General features: G+C 69.8%; 15 protein-coding genes. 2 read left to right on the top strand and 13 right to left on the bottom strand.

Features of this window, described 5'->3' with window-relative positions; translation table 11 throughout:
* Positions 1 to 120 precede the first annotated feature (120 nt).
* The 6 genes from WME79_RS36030 to WME79_RS36005 form a co-directional block, all read right to left on the bottom strand.
* On the bottom strand, positions 121 to 834 hold the full coding sequence (locus WME79_RS36030) for a pirin family protein (protein WP_437540008.1): 714 nt from the start codon (positions 832 to 834) through the stop codon (positions 121 to 123).
* Between the two features lie 118 nt (positions 835 to 952).
* Positions 953 to 1912: a GNAT family N-acetyltransferase gene (locus tag WME79_RS36025; protein WP_437524350.1), complete on the bottom strand. Its 960-nt coding sequence runs from the start codon at positions 1910 to 1912 to the stop codon at positions 953 to 955.
* Between the two features lie 66 nt (positions 1913 to 1978).
* Positions 1979 to 3154, bottom strand: coding sequence for a hypothetical protein (locus tag WME79_RS36020; protein WP_437524347.1), 1176 nt, complete (start codon positions 3152 to 3154; stop codon positions 1979 to 1981).
* Positions 3151 to 3381, bottom strand: coding sequence for an acyl carrier protein (locus WME79_RS36015; RefSeq protein WP_437524344.1), 231 nt, complete (start codon positions 3379 to 3381; stop codon positions 3151 to 3153). Before WME79_RS36015 ends, WME79_RS36020 begins: the two co-directional genes overlap by 4 nt.
* 16 nt (positions 3382 to 3397) lie before the next feature.
* Complete coding sequence (locus WME79_RS36010) at positions 3398 to 4174, bottom strand: acyltransferase (protein WP_437524341.1); 777 nt, start codon at positions 4172 to 4174, stop codon at positions 3398 to 3400.
* A 297-nt stretch (positions 4175 to 4471) separates the two neighbouring features.
* Complete coding sequence (locus WME79_RS36005; protein ID WP_437524338.1) at positions 4472 to 5521, bottom strand: lysylphosphatidylglycerol synthase domain-containing protein; 1050 nt, start codon at positions 5519 to 5521, stop codon at positions 4472 to 4474.
* A gap of 241 nt (positions 5522 to 5762) precedes the next feature.
* Between WME79_RS36005 and gor the strand changes: the two genes are divergently transcribed.
* Both gor and WME79_RS35995 read left to right on the top strand, forming a co-directional pair.
* Positions 5763 to 7187: a glutathione-disulfide reductase gene (gene gor / locus WME79_RS36000; protein WP_437524336.1), complete on the top strand. Its 1425-nt coding sequence runs from the start codon at positions 5763 to 5765 to the stop codon at positions 7185 to 7187.
* A gap of 243 nt (positions 7188 to 7430) precedes the next feature.
* Positions 7431 to 8021: a DUF420 domain-containing protein gene (locus WME79_RS35995; protein WP_437524333.1), complete on the top strand. Its 591-nt coding sequence runs from the start codon at positions 7431 to 7433 to the stop codon at positions 8019 to 8021.
* 8 nt (positions 8022 to 8029) lie between these two features.
* Here the strand turns inward: WME79_RS35995 and WME79_RS35990 are convergent, their stop codons facing one another.
* From WME79_RS35990 to WME79_RS35960, 7 genes are all read right to left on the bottom strand, one after another.
* On the bottom strand, positions 8030 to 9535 hold the full coding sequence (locus tag WME79_RS35990; protein WP_437524330.1) for a hypothetical protein: 1506 nt from the start codon (positions 9533 to 9535) through the stop codon (positions 8030 to 8032).
* A gap of 99 nt (positions 9536 to 9634) precedes the next feature.
* On the bottom strand, positions 9635 to 10297 hold the full coding sequence (locus WME79_RS35985; RefSeq protein WP_437540006.1) for a sulfite oxidase heme-binding subunit YedZ: 663 nt from the start codon (positions 10295 to 10297) through the stop codon (positions 9635 to 9637).
* Positions 10298 to 10299: 2 nt separating this feature from the next.
* The gene (gene msrP, locus WME79_RS35980) at positions 10300 to 11334 is read right to left on the bottom strand and encodes a protein-methionine-sulfoxide reductase catalytic subunit MsrP (RefSeq protein ID WP_437524327.1); all 1035 of its coding nucleotides are present in this window, start codon (positions 11332 to 11334) and stop codon (positions 10300 to 10302) included.
* Positions 11335 to 11381: 47 nt separating this feature from the next.
* On the bottom strand, positions 11382 to 12164 hold the full coding sequence (locus WME79_RS35975; protein WP_437524324.1) for a DUF5995 family protein: 783 nt from the start codon (positions 12162 to 12164) through the stop codon (positions 11382 to 11384).
* Positions 12165 to 12834: 670 nt separating this feature from the next.
* Positions 12835 to 12960 (bottom strand): extracellular matrix/biofilm biosynthesis regulator RemA family protein, encoded by a 126-nt coding sequence (locus WME79_RS35970; protein ID WP_437524321.1) that lies wholly within the window; start codon positions 12958 to 12960, stop codon positions 12835 to 12837.
* 369 nt (positions 12961 to 13329) lie between these two features.
* Entirely contained in the window at positions 13330 to 14103 is a 774-nt protein-coding gene (locus WME79_RS35965) for a succinate dehydrogenase/fumarate reductase iron-sulfur subunit (protein WP_437524319.1), read from the bottom strand.
* On the bottom strand, positions 14103 to 16016 hold the full coding sequence (locus WME79_RS35960) for a fumarate reductase/succinate dehydrogenase flavoprotein subunit (protein WP_437524316.1): 1914 nt from the start codon (positions 16014 to 16016) through the stop codon (positions 14103 to 14105). Before WME79_RS35960 ends, WME79_RS35965 begins: the two co-directional genes overlap by 1 nt.
* Positions 16017 to 16029: the final 13 nt, after the last annotated feature.

Raw genomic sequence — 16029 nt, 5'->3', positions numbered from 1 at the left:
AGGTGCCTGTTTGCCCCAGGGAGCTCCCTTGCAGGCGGCAGGCCTCTCCTGACGCCGTGGATCATGGGCGCGATCTCGACTCATCGGGCGCGGCCGAGCGGAGAGCGCGAGAGCCGCCCCTCACGCGAGGTCGAACAGCAGCACCTCGCCCGCGCCCTTCCCGACGAGGTGGAGCGACTGACCTGCTCCTCCCGCGCCGGGTGCTCCGATCGCCGCCGCATCGCCGGCCTCGAGGAGCGTCCCGTTCAGCTCGACGCTCCCGCGCGCGACGTGGACCCAGGCGTTTCGACCGGCCGGGAGCTCGTAGCGCGCCTCTTCGCCTTGCCCGAAGAGCCCCGCGAACAGGCTCACGTCCTGGTGGACCGTGACCGAGCCCTCACGCCCGTCCTGCGAGGCGACGAGCCGCAGCTTGCCCTGGCGCTCTTCCGTCGAGAACGCCTTTTGCTCGTAGCTCGGCGAATACCCGCGCCGATCCGGCACGATCCAGATCTGAAGCAGGTGCGTCGCGCCTGCCTTCGACGTGTTGTGCTCGCTGTGGAACACGCCCGTCCCCGCCGACATGCGCTGGACCTCGCCTGGGCGGATGATCGACCCGTTCCCCATGCTGTCCTTGTGCGCGAGCTCCCCCTCCAGGACATAGGTGACGATCTCCATGTTCTGGTGCGGGTGCATCCCGAACCCCCGCGACGGGGCGACGCGGTCGTCGTTGATGACCCGCAGCGCACGGAAGCCCATGTGCTCCGGGTCCTGGTAGTCGGCGAACGAGAACGTGTGGAACGACTGCAGCCACCCGTGGTCGGCATAGCCGCGCTCGCCAGAGCGCCGGATCACCATCGAAGAAGTGTTGTTGGTCATGGCTTCAGCATGCGTCCGTCGATCCATCTTGTGAATCGGCATTGTTATCATGGGAACCATCTACGGTGTAGATGGATGCCCCTGGGGCACCGTCGCGTCAGACGACCTCGAGGTTGGTCGTCTCGGCGTCCAGCCAGGGCCCGCCCTTCGGGTGGATCACGAACGCGTCGAAGATCGCGGCCGTCGCGCGCACGCCGGCCGGCCTGAGCTGGTCCTGGGGGACGATCGCAAGGTTCGGCGCGCTCACCATCGGCGCGGTCGCCTCGCCGGCGAACGCCTCCGACGCCGCGCGCATCACGGCCGCGAGCCGATCGGCGGTGGGCTCCGGCAGGAAGAGCGTGTCGACCGTCGCCACCCGGTCGATCCCACGAGCGGTCGCGATCTCCGACAGGAACACCGAGGCGGCGCCGACGGTCTGGCCTGCCTCCTCGACGAGCAGCAGCCGGCGCGGCCGCGGATCGCGCAGGCCGTGCTCGAGCTGGGCCGCGTCGGGCGACGACCACAGCACGCGCTCGTCGCCGCACGCCGCCATCACGGCGAGCGCGTCCTCCAGGGCCCCTGCCGGCGCGGCCACGGCCCGCGGCGGCGCGGCGCCCGCCCGGGGGAGGAAGCCGTGGTTCCGGCACGCGGTGAGCTGCTTCAGCTCGAGGCCCACCGCCGCCACCGCCTTGAAGAGCACGCGCTGCGCGGGCGCGGACCGCGCCTCGACGAACACCGCGATCGGCAGGCCGGTCGCCCGGAGGCCGGCGAGGAGCTCTGTGTACAGCCGGCTCGCCAGCCCTTGCCCCTGGAACTTCGGCCGCACGCTCACGAACGAGAGGACATATCCCTCCGACGTGACGCCCCGGAAGCGGAAGCGGCGCGGGGCGACGCCGATGAAGCCGGCCGGCTCGCCGCCCTCGCGCGCGAGCACGGCCTGCGGCGCCGGTCCGGGGAAGCCGAACTGCCACCTCAGGTAGTCGGCCGTGTAATGAAGGACCGGCAGCGGCCACGCCTCGCGCAGGACGAAGCTGGCCTCGTCCGCCGCCGCGACCGGATCGACGCGCTCGAGCTGCATGGACGCGAAGCCTCTCAGAACCCCGCAGAAAACGGAACCGCGCACTACGGCGGTGCGCCGCTCTCTCTAGAGACTGGCCATCTCCGGAGATCGCCGCACGATATCGGGCCAGCCGGTCGGATCGTTGCCGTGCTGGGCCAGGAACGCGTAGACCCACCGCTCCAGGCCGAACGCGATGCACACGCTGTGCATCGGGCCTGCGCCCTCGACATTGCAGCTGAACGCGCGGCCGAAGAAGTCGGTGTGGTAGTTGAGCGAGCCGGCCGCCACGCGCTCGCCCTCCGGGAGCATCAGAGAGATCTCGTACTTCGTCTCGCTGCTGATCTGGAAGTACGTCTTGGCGGCCGCGTCCGGCGCGATGAAGAACGGGTCGCTCGCCGTCCGGATCTCGCCGGCGAGCCGGTGCTCGTCGAGGTAACGCGCCACGAGCTCGTTCCCCTGCTCGCGCAGCGCGAGGACCTCCTCCCGCGACCCGAGGAAGACGATCTCCCGCATCGTGAACTCCCAGAGCCTCCGCAGGTCGACCATCTTGCTCGACTCGTAGCGGAAGCAGCGGCCCGCGAGGGCGTAGCGCGCGCCGCCCGCCGGCAGCACCCGGTCCCGGTTCGCCGCGTACACGTGGTAACAGACCGCCGGCGAGAGGCACACCTCCGGCTGCGCCATGTCGCTCAACGCGCGCTCGTCGAGGGTGTCCCGGTCCTGGTGCCGCGCCCGGAAATCCTCGATGAGGGGCATGTCCTCCGGCAGGTGGCAGGTGAACGTGACGATGTGCGGGAACGAGCGGAAGTAGTCGCACTTCGCCAGCGTCGCGGCCGGGATCAACGTCGGCACCAGGATCGGGCTCGGCGAGAACGGCGCGCCCAGCGCCTCCAGCGAGCGATCGAAGTACCGATAGAGGCGCAGCGGGATGCCCTCGAGGGCGACCTGGCCCTGGCCCATCTGCGTGATCCCGCCGGGGAGCGCGCCGCCGCGGAACTCCACCCGATCACACGCCGGGCTGCGGTACACGAGCTTCCGCTTGAGCTGGCGCAGGCTGCGCTGCATGGTGCGCGCGAGGCCCTCGGCCGCCTTCGCGAGGACGCCGGCGTGCTCCTCGGGGGCCTCGAACTCCAGCGCGGCGCCCTCGCGGACGAAGCGGATGTTCGCGATCTCCTTCGAGAGGAAGGCGATCTGCTTCGGGATCTCCTCCTGCGCCATCTCGCTCGCAGGCGTCGCGAGCTCGACCGTGACGAGCCTCCTCACGGGGCGAGCTCCTGGATGAGATCGCTCAGCGCGCGCGGCGTGCGGGCGACGGTGAACCTGTCGTCGGGGAGGGCCACGTTGAACCGATCCTCCAGCTCGGTGAGCAGCTGGAGCGCGCGAATCGAGGAGAACCCCGCGTCGTAGATGTCGTCGTCGGGCTTGATCTCAGCGGGCAAGCTGCCGACCGTGACGATGACCTCGATGACCTTCTCCACCTCGATCGCCATGTAAAGAGCTCCAGGGTCAAGATGCGCTGTCGGAGACCGAGCGCCTCCCCGCGTCGTCCGCGCTGTGCTTCTTCGCGTCGGCGCGATTCGCCTCGGTCCGCAGTGATGCCACCCGGCGGGCCGGATTGCCAGCGACGACGGTGTACGGGGGGACATCGGCCATCACGATGGCGCCCGCCGCCACGACGCTGCCCTCGCCCACCGTGACGCCCGGGAAGATCATGGACTGGGCCCCGAGCCAGACGTTGTCCTCGATGACCACCGGCCGCACCTCGGCGTCCGAGGGAGGCTGGCCGCGCTTCCGGGCCTCCGGCTCGCTCGGATGGCCGCTCGAGTCGAGAAGGAAGACGCCCGCCGCGATCCGGCAGTGCTTGCCGATGGTGATCGACTTGCCGACGATGATCCGGCAGTTGTGCCCGATCCCGGTGTTGTCGCCGATCCGCAGCGTGGGCCGGTCGCAGAACCGCGCGGCGAAGAAGATGTTGCTCTTGCCGTCGAGCACCACGTTGTCGCCAAGGATGATGTCGCCCCGCCCCTGGATGTAGTGGATGAAGTTCCCCGTCCGGACACCCTTGCCGTACTGCGCGCAGTGCGACTTGAAGTGCGGCTCGCAGACGAGCACACGAGCGCCGAAGTAGTACGCCTCGCGCGCCGCCTCGAACGCCATGCGCATCGGGACAACGACCGGCCGCGGCGCGGGCAGGGTGAAGCTGCGGACCTGCTGGCGCACGTGGCGAACGGCGCGGGCGACGTCGTGATCGGAGGAGGCGAGGAAACGAACCAGGTTCTTCATAGAGGGTCGCTCGGCGCGGACTGGTCAGTCTGCGATGTTCGGCGGGACGCGCCCGGCTAGAAGGACGAAAGGAACGCCAGGGGGTCGGAGACTATACCCCGAAACTCGTCGCGCCGAACATTCTCTCAGCCGACCTATCTCGCTTCGGCGTGTTCGGCGTCTTCCACGTCTTCGGCCGCATTGGCCTCTTTGGCGCTCTGGCAAACCATGAGCCAACGGCCATTACCCACAGCGTATTTGCAAATGTCTTTGCAAATACCGTGACAATTCTTCGATGGCGAGCCGCGTTAAGACGCGTCATGTCGGTTCGCGCCCGGCGCTGGAGGGGGCAGCGTCCGAGGTCGCAGCGTCGGTGGGGCTCTTTGCCTCCATATGGGGCAAAACGCCCCGGAGCAGGGCCAGGCCGAGCGCGGCCTCGACGAGGGTGAGCGCCACGGCCCACGTCGTCGTCGACGCGGCGATGGCGGCCAGGCGCGCGTCGCGTGTCGCGCCGGCGGCGAAGCCCTCGAAGAGCGCGGCGGCGAGCACGTCGCGCGTGCCGAAGCCCTGCGGGGTGATGGGGAGCGTCACCGCCACCATCAGGATCGGGATGTACGTGAGGGCGGCTCCAAGGGGGATGCGCACGTCGAAGAACCAGAAGGGGAGCCAGGTGCCGGCGAACAGGACGAGGAGGTGCGGGATGCGCGCGGCGAGGGCGACGAGGTGGCCGCGCACGCCCGCTTCGAAGAGCGGGGCGAGGAGCTTCGTGCGGGCGAGCCGGGCGGGGCGGAGCGCGAGGATCACAAGGTAGAGCGCGCCCGCCGCGAGGAGCAGGGCGGACCCGGCGAGCGACCCGCCGTTCGCGGGCACGGCGACGGCGCCGAGGAGGAGCAGGCAGCCGAGCCACGACGCGTACACGACGAGCGTCGCGCCGGCGACGCGCGCGAGCGGCACGGCGTGCACGCGCGCGAGGAAGACCGTGATGAAGGCTTGACCGACGTGGTGGTTGAGCAGCGACGGGAGGTAGGAGGCGCCGCGGAGCACGAGGAAATCGCGGAAGGCGACAGGCGCGATCAGGCGGCGGTAGACGAGGACGGTCGCGAACGTGTCGGCGCCGAGGAGCGCGAGGACGAAGAGGGCGGCGAAGGCGACGAAGAGCGGGGCGTCGACGCGCGACAGGGCGGCGCGGAAGGCGTCGAAGTCGAGCCGGCCGAGGACGAACGCGACGAGCGCGGCCGCCAGCGCGAAGGGTAGGGCGCGACGCGCGCGTCCCGCGAGGCGCGGCGCGGGACGCTCCGGCAGGTCGCCGTCGCGCGGGCGCGGTGACGGAGCGTCGGCGAAGGTTCCAGTGTGGGTCGAGGAGCGCAACGGCGGGACCGTAGCAGAATCCACGTGCCGGTGGCCGAGCCGAAGCCGAGGGAGCGAAGCCCGGGGACAGGCCTGCCCGCGGGCGGCGAGGGCGGGCGCGCGGCGCAGGGGCGCAGGGGCGAGGGCACGGCGCGCGGCGCAGGGGCGAGGGCATGGCGCGCGGCGCAGGGGCGAGGGCACGGCATGCGGCGACCGCACGGCGCGCGGCGACCGCGCCCCACATGGGGCATAGTCGTCCACCATGTCCAAGTACGATCACGATCTGTTCGTCATCGGCGCCGGCTCCGGCGGCGTGCGCGCAGCCCGCATGTCCGCTTCCTACGGCGCCCGGGTCGCCATCGCCGAGTCGCGCCACCTCGGCGGCACCTGCGTCAACCTGGGATGCATCCCGAAGAAGCTCCTCGTCTATGCCTCGCACTACGCCGAGGACTTCGAGGACGCCGCCGGCTACGGCTGGACGGTGCCCGGCCACGGCGCCAGCGGGACCGGGCACGCCGGGCCGTCGTTCGACTGGTCGACGCTCCTCCGCAACAAGAACAAGGAGATCGAGCGCCTGAACGGCGTCTACGAGCGGCTCCTGAAGAACTCGGGCGCCGACATCCGCCGGGGGCACGCCCGGGTCGTCGATCCCCACGCCGTCGAGATCGACGGCGCCAGGATCACCGCCGAGCGGATCCTCGTCGCGACCGGCAGCTACCCCTGGATCCCTGATTTCCCCGGGCGCGAGCTCGCCGTCACCTCCGACGACCTGTTCCACTTCCAGACGATGCCGCGGCGGGCGGTCATCGTCGGGGGAGGCTACATCGCGGTCGAGCTCGCCGGCATCCTGCACGGCCTCGGGGCCAAGGTGTCGCTGGTTCACCGCGGCATGCACCTCCTGCGCGGCTTCGACGACGACATCCGGGCGTTCCTTGCCGCCGAGCTCCAGAAGAAGGGGCTGGACCTCCGCCTGGGCGCGAGCGTCGAGAACCTCGCGCGGCAGGGCGACGCGCTCGTCGCGACGCTCGCCGACGGCACCGAGCTCGCGGCCGACTGCGTGCTGTACGCGACGGGGCGCCTGCCGAAGACCAAGGGGCTCGGCCTCGAGGAGGTCGGGGTGAAGCTCGACGAGGAGGGCGCGGTCGTGGTGGACGACGCGTTCCAGACGTCGGTCCCGTCCATCTATGCGCTTGGCGACGTGATCTCGCGCGTGCAGCTCACCCCTGTGGCCATCGCCGAGGCGATGGCGCTGGTGAAGACGCTCTTCCGCGGCGAGCGCGCGCGCGTGGACTACGCCGGCATCCCGACCGCTGTCTTCAGCCAGCCGAACGTCGGCACCGTCGGCCTGTCCGAGGCGCAGGCGCGAGAGCGCCACGACGTCGCCATCTACCTCTCGACCTTCCGCGCGCTCAAGCACACCCTCTCCGGGCGCGAGGAGAAGACGATGATGAAGATCGTCGTCGACCGCGCGACCGACCGGGTGCTCGGCGTCCACATGGTCGGGCCCGACGCCGGCGAGATCATCCAGGGGTTCGCCGTCGCGCTGAAGTGCGGCGCGACCAAGGCGCAGTTCGACGCGACGATCGGCATCCACCCGACCGCGGCCGAGGAGTTCGTGACCATGCGCGAGCCGCTGCGGAACCTCGATCGCAGCCCCCCGATGGGGATCGCGCCGAGCTCCGCCTAGAGCGACAAACGGGTTGAAACTGCCTGAAAAGCGCAGAATTTCGAACCGCCAAGTCGCCAAGGACGCCAAGAACGGAGAATTATCTTGGCGTCCTTGGTGTCTTGGCGGTTCATTTCTCGCTCGATCAACGTGATCGGTGTCCTAGCCTGCGATCGCTCGGGGCGGCCCCGTCCGCTTCCGTCCGCTCCCGTTCGCTGATCCGAGGTCGCCCGCTCGCGTTCGCGCTCGGCGCGCTCCTCTGGTATGGACCGCGCGATGTCGTCCCACGCCTCGAGCCACTTGAAGCCCGTCGGCCTGCTCGCCCGCACCAGCGACCGATCGTTCTACGCCTTCAATGCCGTGCTCTCCGCGGCCGCGCTGGCGTTCCTCGCTTACATCCTCATCATCCGGCGGGGCGCGGGCGGCGCGGATCTCCGCTTCATGCCCCCGCTGAACGCCGCCTTGAACGCGACGGCCGCCACGCTTCTCGTCGCGGGCTGGTTCGCGATCAAGCGCCGCGCGATGGTCGTGCACAAGTACCTGATGGTCTCGGCGTTCGCCGCCTCGTCGCTGTTCCTCGTCGGCTACCTCGCCTATCACTTCGTCCACGGCGACACGAAGTACCAGGGCACCGGGCCGCTCCGCGCCATCTACTTCGCCGTCCTCATCTCGCACATCGTGCTCTCGGCGGGCATCGTGCCGCTCGCGCTGACGTCGTTCTACTTCGCCTATAAGGCGAACTTCGCGAAGCACGCCAAGGTCGCTCGGGTGACGCTGCCCCTCTGGCTCTACGTCTCCGTCACGGGGGTGCTCATTTATTTCATGCTGCGCGGAAGCACGCCCGCAGTTCCGTGAGCGCCGCTCTAGAAGTCCTTGATGCTGCCGCGCCGCGCCTGGAACCCTCCGAAGACGTACCGGTACGCCGAGAGCACCGCGTACGACAGCTCCTCGTACTGGTAGATCTCCTCCATCAGCGGGATCGGGTCCTGATAGAGCGTGTCGCTCGCCACGATCCTGGGCCACGGCAGGCGGTCCGGGTCGGCGCCAGGGACGCCGGCCTCCTTCATGACCTTGAGGAACTCGTGGGCGAGGAGGCCCTGGCCGATGACGCTCGGGTGAACGCCGTCGAGGCTGACGATGCCGCCGGCCTTGCGGCGCCCGGCGCGATCGACGTGGTAGAAGCGGGTGTCCATCGGCGGCGCGACGTTGGCCGCGAAGTATGCGGGGAACTCGTATGACGGCTCGCCGCCGGTGCGCCGGTACGCGAGCCGGTCCAGGCCGCCGGAGACGTCGACGAGGTGATACCGGGGCGTGCGGTGGCGGGCGTTCTTCTCCTCGATGAGCCGGACGAGCTGCGCGTTGCAGGCGTCGACCGTCTCGTCGATGCGCCGCGCGTCCGCGGCGGTGAGGTGCGGCGCGCCCGCCTCGATCAGGCGGGTGCCTCGAGCGAGCGGGGGATAGGTGTAATAGGGGTAGTAGCGCGGGAGGCCGGGCAGCGGGTCGCCGACGCCCGTGGCGATCGGCACGATCGTCACGTGAGGCACGTTGGCCACGAACACCCGCCAGCCTGGGTTTTCGTTGCGCCGCATCAGGGTGTCGACCCGGTCGAGCAGCTCGCCGTACTCGGCGACGAAATCGTCGGGCATCCAGAGGTTCCACTGCGCCCGGGTCCGCTCGTCGAAGCTGAGCGAGACCGGCCGCCGCTCGGCCCTGTCCTCGGTCGCCGCGACGCTGAGGAGGATCGCCGAGCCGACCGCGTTGTTGGGGCCGAGCCAGAGGAGGAGGTTCTCGACGCCCTCGCCGCGCGCGTGGTGGCCGAGCCAGTCGAGCTGGGTGTACCCGTCGAGGCGCTCGTCCCGCGACGGGTTGAGGACGCGGAGCGCGGTCCGGTAGAACGCCGCGTTGGGCCCCTGGAGGAAGCCGTCCTTGGCGCCGGGCGCCGCCGCGATCCGCTCCCTGCAGAGCCTCGGGGTCACGAGCCACGCGTCGGCCACGTCGAAGCCGTACACCGAGACGTTGTGGAACCAGGGCACGCTCCCGCCGCGGTAGCGGCCGGCCCCCTCGCCGCGCTCGTAGTACTCCTCGGCCACGTCGAGCACCCGGTTGATCTCCAGGAGCACGGCGGCCCACTCGAGCCTGTCGATCGTGGTGCCGAAGGCGAGCTGGAGGCGGCGGAGCACCACCTCGAGATCGAGCAGCAGCCCGTGGGCCGGGTAGTCGGGCACGCGGTACGCCGGGCTCGACAGCGCGTCGCCGACGTCGACGCCGAGCGCATGCGCGATCCACGTGGAGTAGGCGAGCTGGGTGCGCGCCGCGCCGAGCGACATGAAGCCTTGAGAGATGCTGTCCCCGATGGTGAAGAGCCTCATGTCGCCGTCCTCACGCGTTCCACGCCGAAGCCCCATGCTATCCGAACGCGCGGCGCCGCGCGGCAGGTTCGCCGCGCGGCGACGGCGCGACGCTGGCGCTCAGCGCGGCGCCGCGCGTCTGTGCAGGACGGCGCTCGCGATGCGCACGGCGAAGAGCAGCGCGAGCAGCGCCGCGTAGATCATCGGCTCTGTCGTGTCCTTCTTCACGCGGAGGAAGAAGTGCACGACCCCGAGGACGGCGGCGGCGTAGGCGAGGCGGTGCAGGCGCTTCCAGCGCGCGGCGCCGAGGCGCTTCAGCATGCGCGCGGTCGAGGTCGCCGCGAGCGGGACGAGCACGAGGAGCGCGACGAAGCCGGCGAGGAGGAAGGGGCGCTCCGTGATGTCCTCGGCGATCGCGCGCACGTCGAGGCCCTGATCGACGATCGCATAGGTCAGGAAGTGGGCGCACGCGTAGAAGAACGCGAGCAGCCCGAGCGCCTTGCGGATACGCAGCGGAAAGGTCCAGCCCGACACGAGCTTGAGCGGCGTCGCCGCCAGCGAGGCGACGAGCAGCACGAGCGCGAGCAGGCCGAGCTGGTTCAGCGCCGCGGCGACGGGGTCCGGGCCGAGCGCTCCGGCCCCGGCGCGCAGGCCGAGCACGGCCAGCGGGATCAGCCCGCCGGCGACGACCGCGGGCGGGAGCCATGCCAGCTTCCGGCCAGCCGGCACGCCTCCGGCGGTGGCAGCGCGCGGCGGCGACATCGTCCTCGCTGGAGCGCGCATCATCAGAAGCTCTCCCGCAGGTCCATCCCGCTGTAGAGGCCGGCGACCTCCTCCGCATAGCCGTTGAATGGCAGCGTGGGACGGCGACGCAGCTCACCGATCCTCCGTTCCGTCGCCTGGCTCCAGCGCGGGTGATCGACCGCGGGGTTCACGTTCGCATAGAATCCATACTCGTCCGGCGCGGCGCGGCTCCAGCTCGTCGCCGGCTGCCGCTCGGTGAGCTTGATGCTGACGATCGATTTGCACCCCTTGAACCCGTATTTCCACGGCACCACCAGGCGAATGGGCGCTCCGTTCTGGCCGAGCAGCGATTTGCCGTAGAGGCCCACGGCCAGCATCGTGAGAGGGTGCATGGCCTCGTCGATCCGGAGCCCCTCGACGTAAGGCCACTCGAGCACGTCGCTCTGCTGGCCGGGCAGCTGCTCTCGATCGAGCAGCGTGGTGAACTGGACGTACCGGGCGCGAGAGGTCGGCTCGAGGCGCCTGAGCAGCGCGCCCAGCGGGAACCCGAGCCAGGGGATCACCATCGACCACGCTTCGACGCAGCGCATTCGATAGACGCGCTCCTCCAGGGGAAACCACTGGAGCAGGGTGTCGAGGTCGATGACCTCGGGCTTCTTCACTTCTCCCTCGCACGCGATGGCCCAGGGGCGGAGCCTGAGCCGGCCGGCGTTCTTGGCCGGCTCGGACTTGCTCAGGCCGAGCTCGTAGAAATTGTTGTACGAAACGATGTCCTCGTAGGAGGTCCGCGCTTCGTCGGTAACGAACGGGCCTCTCGAGCTCGTCCCGGAGGACGGCGCGCCGGCGGCCGGCGGCCCCGGCAGCGCTGCCGCGCTGCCGAGCGGCGTGGCCGCGCTGCCGGGGGTGCCGGCCGCCGAGAGGCGCGCCGCGCCGCCGGTGAGCCAGACGAGGCCGCCGCCGATGGCCGACGCGGTGCCGGCGAAGAGCGCCGCGTTCTTGAGGAGCTCGCGCCGCCGCAGGTAGAGCGCTGGAGGGGTGATCTCGCCGGCGGGCGGTTCCTTGGGCAGCTTGCTCATGCCCCCATTCTACGATCGGGCGGGGCTTCGGTTGCGGTCGGCCGCGATCACGCGGCCCTTGACAGGAGGCGGAGCGCCGTGTGCGGCGCGTGGTGGAGCGAGGGCAGGGCGAGCATCTGGGCGATGCGCGTGGAGCGCCGCTCCACCCCGCGGGCGAGCGCCGCCCGCTCGCTCCCGCTGCGCGCGGCGAGGAGCGCCAGGACGTCGTCCCAGACCCGCTCGCGCCACCGCGAGAGCATCTCCATGGACACCCAGACCGCGACCTCCGGGGCGGTGTCCAGGAAGAACGCGCTGAGGGGGCAGCCGTGCCGCGCGGTGAGGCGCGCGAGCGCCTCGATGACCGAGGCGCGGAGCAGCGTATTGATCTGATCGTGATCGTGCTTGAGCCGCGCGAGCATCGCGGGGTCGGCGCCGTGCCCGAACTCGACGATCGTCGCGTGGATGCCGAAGATCAGGTCGTAGTTGATGTGGGCGCTGAAGCCGAGCAGCGCGTTCTGCACGGGGGGCGTGAACCGTGACGCCGTGCTCGCGTACGCGATGTGCCAGGCGCCGCAGTCCTGCGCCGCGCCCCGATCGCACCAGCCGAGCGTCTCGAGGTAACGCTCGCAGAACCGGCCCGCGAGGCGCGAGATCCACGCCGGCTCGAGGAACATGCCATCGCGTCGCTCGACCTGCGCCGCGACGGCGCGCGTGACGATACCGTAGACGTCGGTGAAGGCCGCTCGCCGATCACCCGCGGCGAGGAGCCGGTCCGTCACGGTGTCGAGAACAACGGCAGCATCGTGGACGCTCGTCGGATGCAGATTAAGGCCGTCGATGCAGCACCTCATGAAGTTCCCCTCCTACTTCTTCGCTCGTGCAAGAGACCTGTCTGATGTTCGAACTCCCGCATCCGACCAGCCTCGCAGACCCCGGCGCGCGCCGAAGGCGCGCAGCACGAACGGCGCAGCAGGGCGCCCTCAGGCGATCTGCCCGGCTCCGGTCGGTCTGGTTTGCGGTCCCGGTGCGCGTCGTTCCCATGTGGAAAGCGGATCTCCTGATCCGCCGGGAGAAAGGTCGCCGCGGCCGTTGCCTCTGGCTTCTCCTCCTGCCGGCCCTCCCCTCGAACCGGCTTCCGCAGAAGAGCGATACTCGATGCGATCCTCGACGCGCTCGCCGCGGGATGCCCCCCCTCGCTGCGGCGCTCTAAGTTCGACCTAGTCTACGACATGGTGTGGGCTGACCACAATTGTCTTATGACGTCTGATCCCGTTCAGGACAATTTCGAGGTTATTCCAACTCGTGACCTCGAACAAGTGCCTGTTGACCCTGACACGTTTCATTGCGGCGCGGGAGAGCGCCACGGCATCTTCGCGGTTGCGCTGCTACTGGAGCGACGGCTCGTCACACTCGGAAAGCCCCCACTGGCATAGGCGCGAGTCGCGGCGAGATGTTCTCGAAACATGCCGAGTGCTTATCCCACGTTGACTGTACGGTTGGAGCTCGCGGCGCGAAGATGGTTTAGGAAGTCCCTGAGTCAGTGATCAGGAAACTCCTGGTCTGTTTTCCACAGGTGGCCTGCAAAATCTTGTGCTTTTGGTGAAAAATTGTACGAAAACGGGGGATGACGGCGGCCTCGTGCCACACCTGCGGCGGCCGTCGGGATCGTGCTGGCGCACCCGCGGCACCAGGGGTCGCCTGTCATGCCGCGGGGCCGTGCCTGGGTGAGCCTCGTGCCGAGGCGCTGCAGCCTGCGCCTGCACGCACCGGGGGCCGGCCGTACGGGCGGTGATGGGCCGAAGGGCCGGCCTGACCCCATGGGCCACAGGCGCACCTTTGGCGCGGCGCGTCCTTGCGGCGAGCCGGTGTCAATCAGGGGCGCGCCCGCCTTGGCGGCGAGGTGACGGCGACGGAGCGCCGCCGTTCATGGCGTGCGAGAGGAGCGCGTTCGCTGTCGAGGAGAGAGGAGGGAGGGGCGGCGCCGCCGGCCTCGGGCGAGGCCGGCGGTGCGGCGCCTCAGCCGGTGCCGCCCTTGGCCTGCACGTCGCGGTGGACCAGCGTCGCGCGCAGGTAGTCGCGGTTCATCTGCGCGATCATGTCGAGGGGGATCTCCTTCGGGCAGACCGCCTCGCACTCGCCGACGTTCGTGCAGTGGCCGAAGCCCTCGACGCGCATCTGGGCGACCATGTTGAGGCTGCGCTGATCGCGCTCCGGCTGGCCCTGCGGCAGGAGGTTCAGGTGCGAGACCTTCGCCGCGGTGAACAGCGATGCGGACGCGTTCGGACAAGATGCGACACAGGCGCCGCAGCCGATGCACGCCGCCGCGTCCATGGCGCGCTCGGCGATCACCTTCGGCACCGGGATCGCGTTCGCGTCCGGCGCGCTGCCCGTCGGCACCGAGACGAAGCCGCCCGACGCGATGATCCGGTCGAACGCGCTGCGGTCCACGGCGAGGTCGCTTACCACCGGGAACGCCTGGGCTCGCCACGGCTCGAGCCACAGCACGTCGCCGTCCTTGTAGTGACGCATGTGCAGCTGACACACGGTCGTCCCACGGAGGGGGCCGTGTGCTTGGCCGTTGATCATGAAGCCGCACATGCCGCAGATGCCCTCGCGACAGTCGTGATCGAACGCGATTGGCTCCTCACCCTTGAGGATGAGCCGCTGATTGAGCACGTCGAGCATCTCGAGGAAGGACATGTGCTCGTTGACGTCGGGCACCTCGTACGTGACGAACCGGCCCGCTTCGTACTTGCCCTTCTGCCGCCAGACATGGAGGGTGAGGCGCATTATTTGTAACTCCGCTGCGTGGGGTGAACCTCGTTGAACTGGAGCGGCTCCTTGTGGAGCTCCTGGGCCTGACCTTCGCCTCGCCATGCCCAGGCGGCGACATAGGAGAAGCTCTCGTCATCGCGCTTCGCCTCGCCCTCGGGCGTCTGGTGCTCCTCGCGGAAGTGCCCGCCGCACGACTCCTCCCTGTCGAGCGCGTCACGACACATGAGCTCCGCCAGCTCGAAGAAGTCGGCGACGCGCGCCGCCTTCTCGAGCTCCTGGTTCAGGCCGGTGCCGGTCCCCGAGACGCGGACGTCGCGGTGGAACTGCTCGCGGAGCTCCGGGATCCGCGTGAGCGCGCCCTTGAGCCCGGCCGCGTTGCGCGCCATCCCGCACGCCTCCCACATGATCTTGCCGACCTCGCGATGGAACGAGTCGGCCGTGCGCGAGCCGTTCGCGCTGAGCAGCTTGTTCAGCCGCGCGCTCGCGTCGCGCTCGGCGTCCCTCACGGCGGGGTGGAGGTCGTCGACCCGCTCGAGCTTCGTCGACGCGAGGTAATCGCCGATGGTGTAGGGGATGATGAAGTATCCATCCGCCAGGCCCTGCATCAGCGCGCTCGCCCCGAGCCGGTTCGCGCCGTGGTCGGAGAAGTTCGCCTCGCCGAGCACGTACAGGCCGGGGATCGTGCTCATCAGGTTGTAGTCGACCCAGAGCCCGCCCATCGTGTAGTGGATGGCCGGATAGATGCGCATCGGGACGCTGTACGGGTCGTCGCCGGTGATGCGCTCGTACATGTCGAAGAGGTTGCCATAGCGCTCGGCGATGGCCGGCTTGCCGAGGCGCCGGATGGCGTCCGAGAAGTCGAGGTACACGCCGAGCCGCGTGTGCCCCACGCCGCGGCCCTCGTCACATACCGCCTTGGCCGCGCGCGACGCGACGTCGCGCGGCACGAGGTTGCCGAAGCTCGGATAGCGGCGCTCGAGGTAATAGTCGCGCTCGCCATCGGGGATGAGCTCCGGCGCGCGCGTGTCGCCCGGGTTCGTGGGCACCCAGATGCGGCCGTCGTTGCGGAGCGACTCGCTCATGAGCGTCAGCTTCGACTGGTAGTCTCCTGAGACCGGGATGCACGTGGGGTGGATCTGCGTGAAGCAGGGGTTGCCGAAGAGCGCGCCGCGCTTGTGGGCCCGCCAGATGGCCGTGGTGTTCGACCCCTTCGCGTTCGTCGAGAGGAAGAAGACGTTGCCGTAGCCGCCCGACGCGAGGACGACCGCGTCGCCGAGGTGCGTCTCGAGCGCGCCGGTGATCAGGTTGCGGGTGATGAGGCCGCGCGCCTTGCCGTCGATGACGATGAGGTCGAGCATCTCGGTGCGCGGGTACATCTTCACCTTGCCGAGGCCGATCTGCCGCTCGAGGGCCTGGTAGGCGCCGAGGAGGAGCTGCTGCCCCGTCTGGCCTCGCGCGTAGAACGTGCGCGACACCTGCGCCCCGCCGAAGGAGCGGTTCGCGAGCACGCCGCCGTACTCGCGCGCGAACGGCACGCCCTGCGCGGCGCACTGGTCGATGATGTTCACGCTGATCTGCGCGAGCCGGTAGACGTTGGCCTCGCGCGCGCGGTAGTCGCCGCCCTTCACGGTGTCGTAGAAGAGGCGGTAGATGCTGTCGCCGTCGTTCTGGTAGTTCTTCGCGGCGTTGATGCCGCCCTGCGCGGCGATGCTGTGGGCGCGGCGCGGAGAGTCCTGGAAACAGAAGCTCTTCACGTTGTAGCCGAGCTCGGCCAGCGTCGCGCTCGCCGCGCCCCCGGCGAGGCCGGTGCCGACGACGAGGACCGTGTACTTCCGCTTGTTCGCCGGGTTGACGAGCTTCAGGTTGAAGCGGTGCTGGTCCCACTTCTTCTCGATGGGACCTTCGGGGATCTTCGCATTGAGCTGCATGATGACGGACGCT

The sequence above is a fragment of the Sorangium sp. So ce726 genome, assembly GCF_051521405.1.
Taxonomy (GTDB): Bacteria; Myxococcota_A; Polyangia; order Polyangiales; family Polyangiaceae; genus Sorangium.
This window is presented reverse-complemented; position numbering and strand designations above follow the sequence as displayed.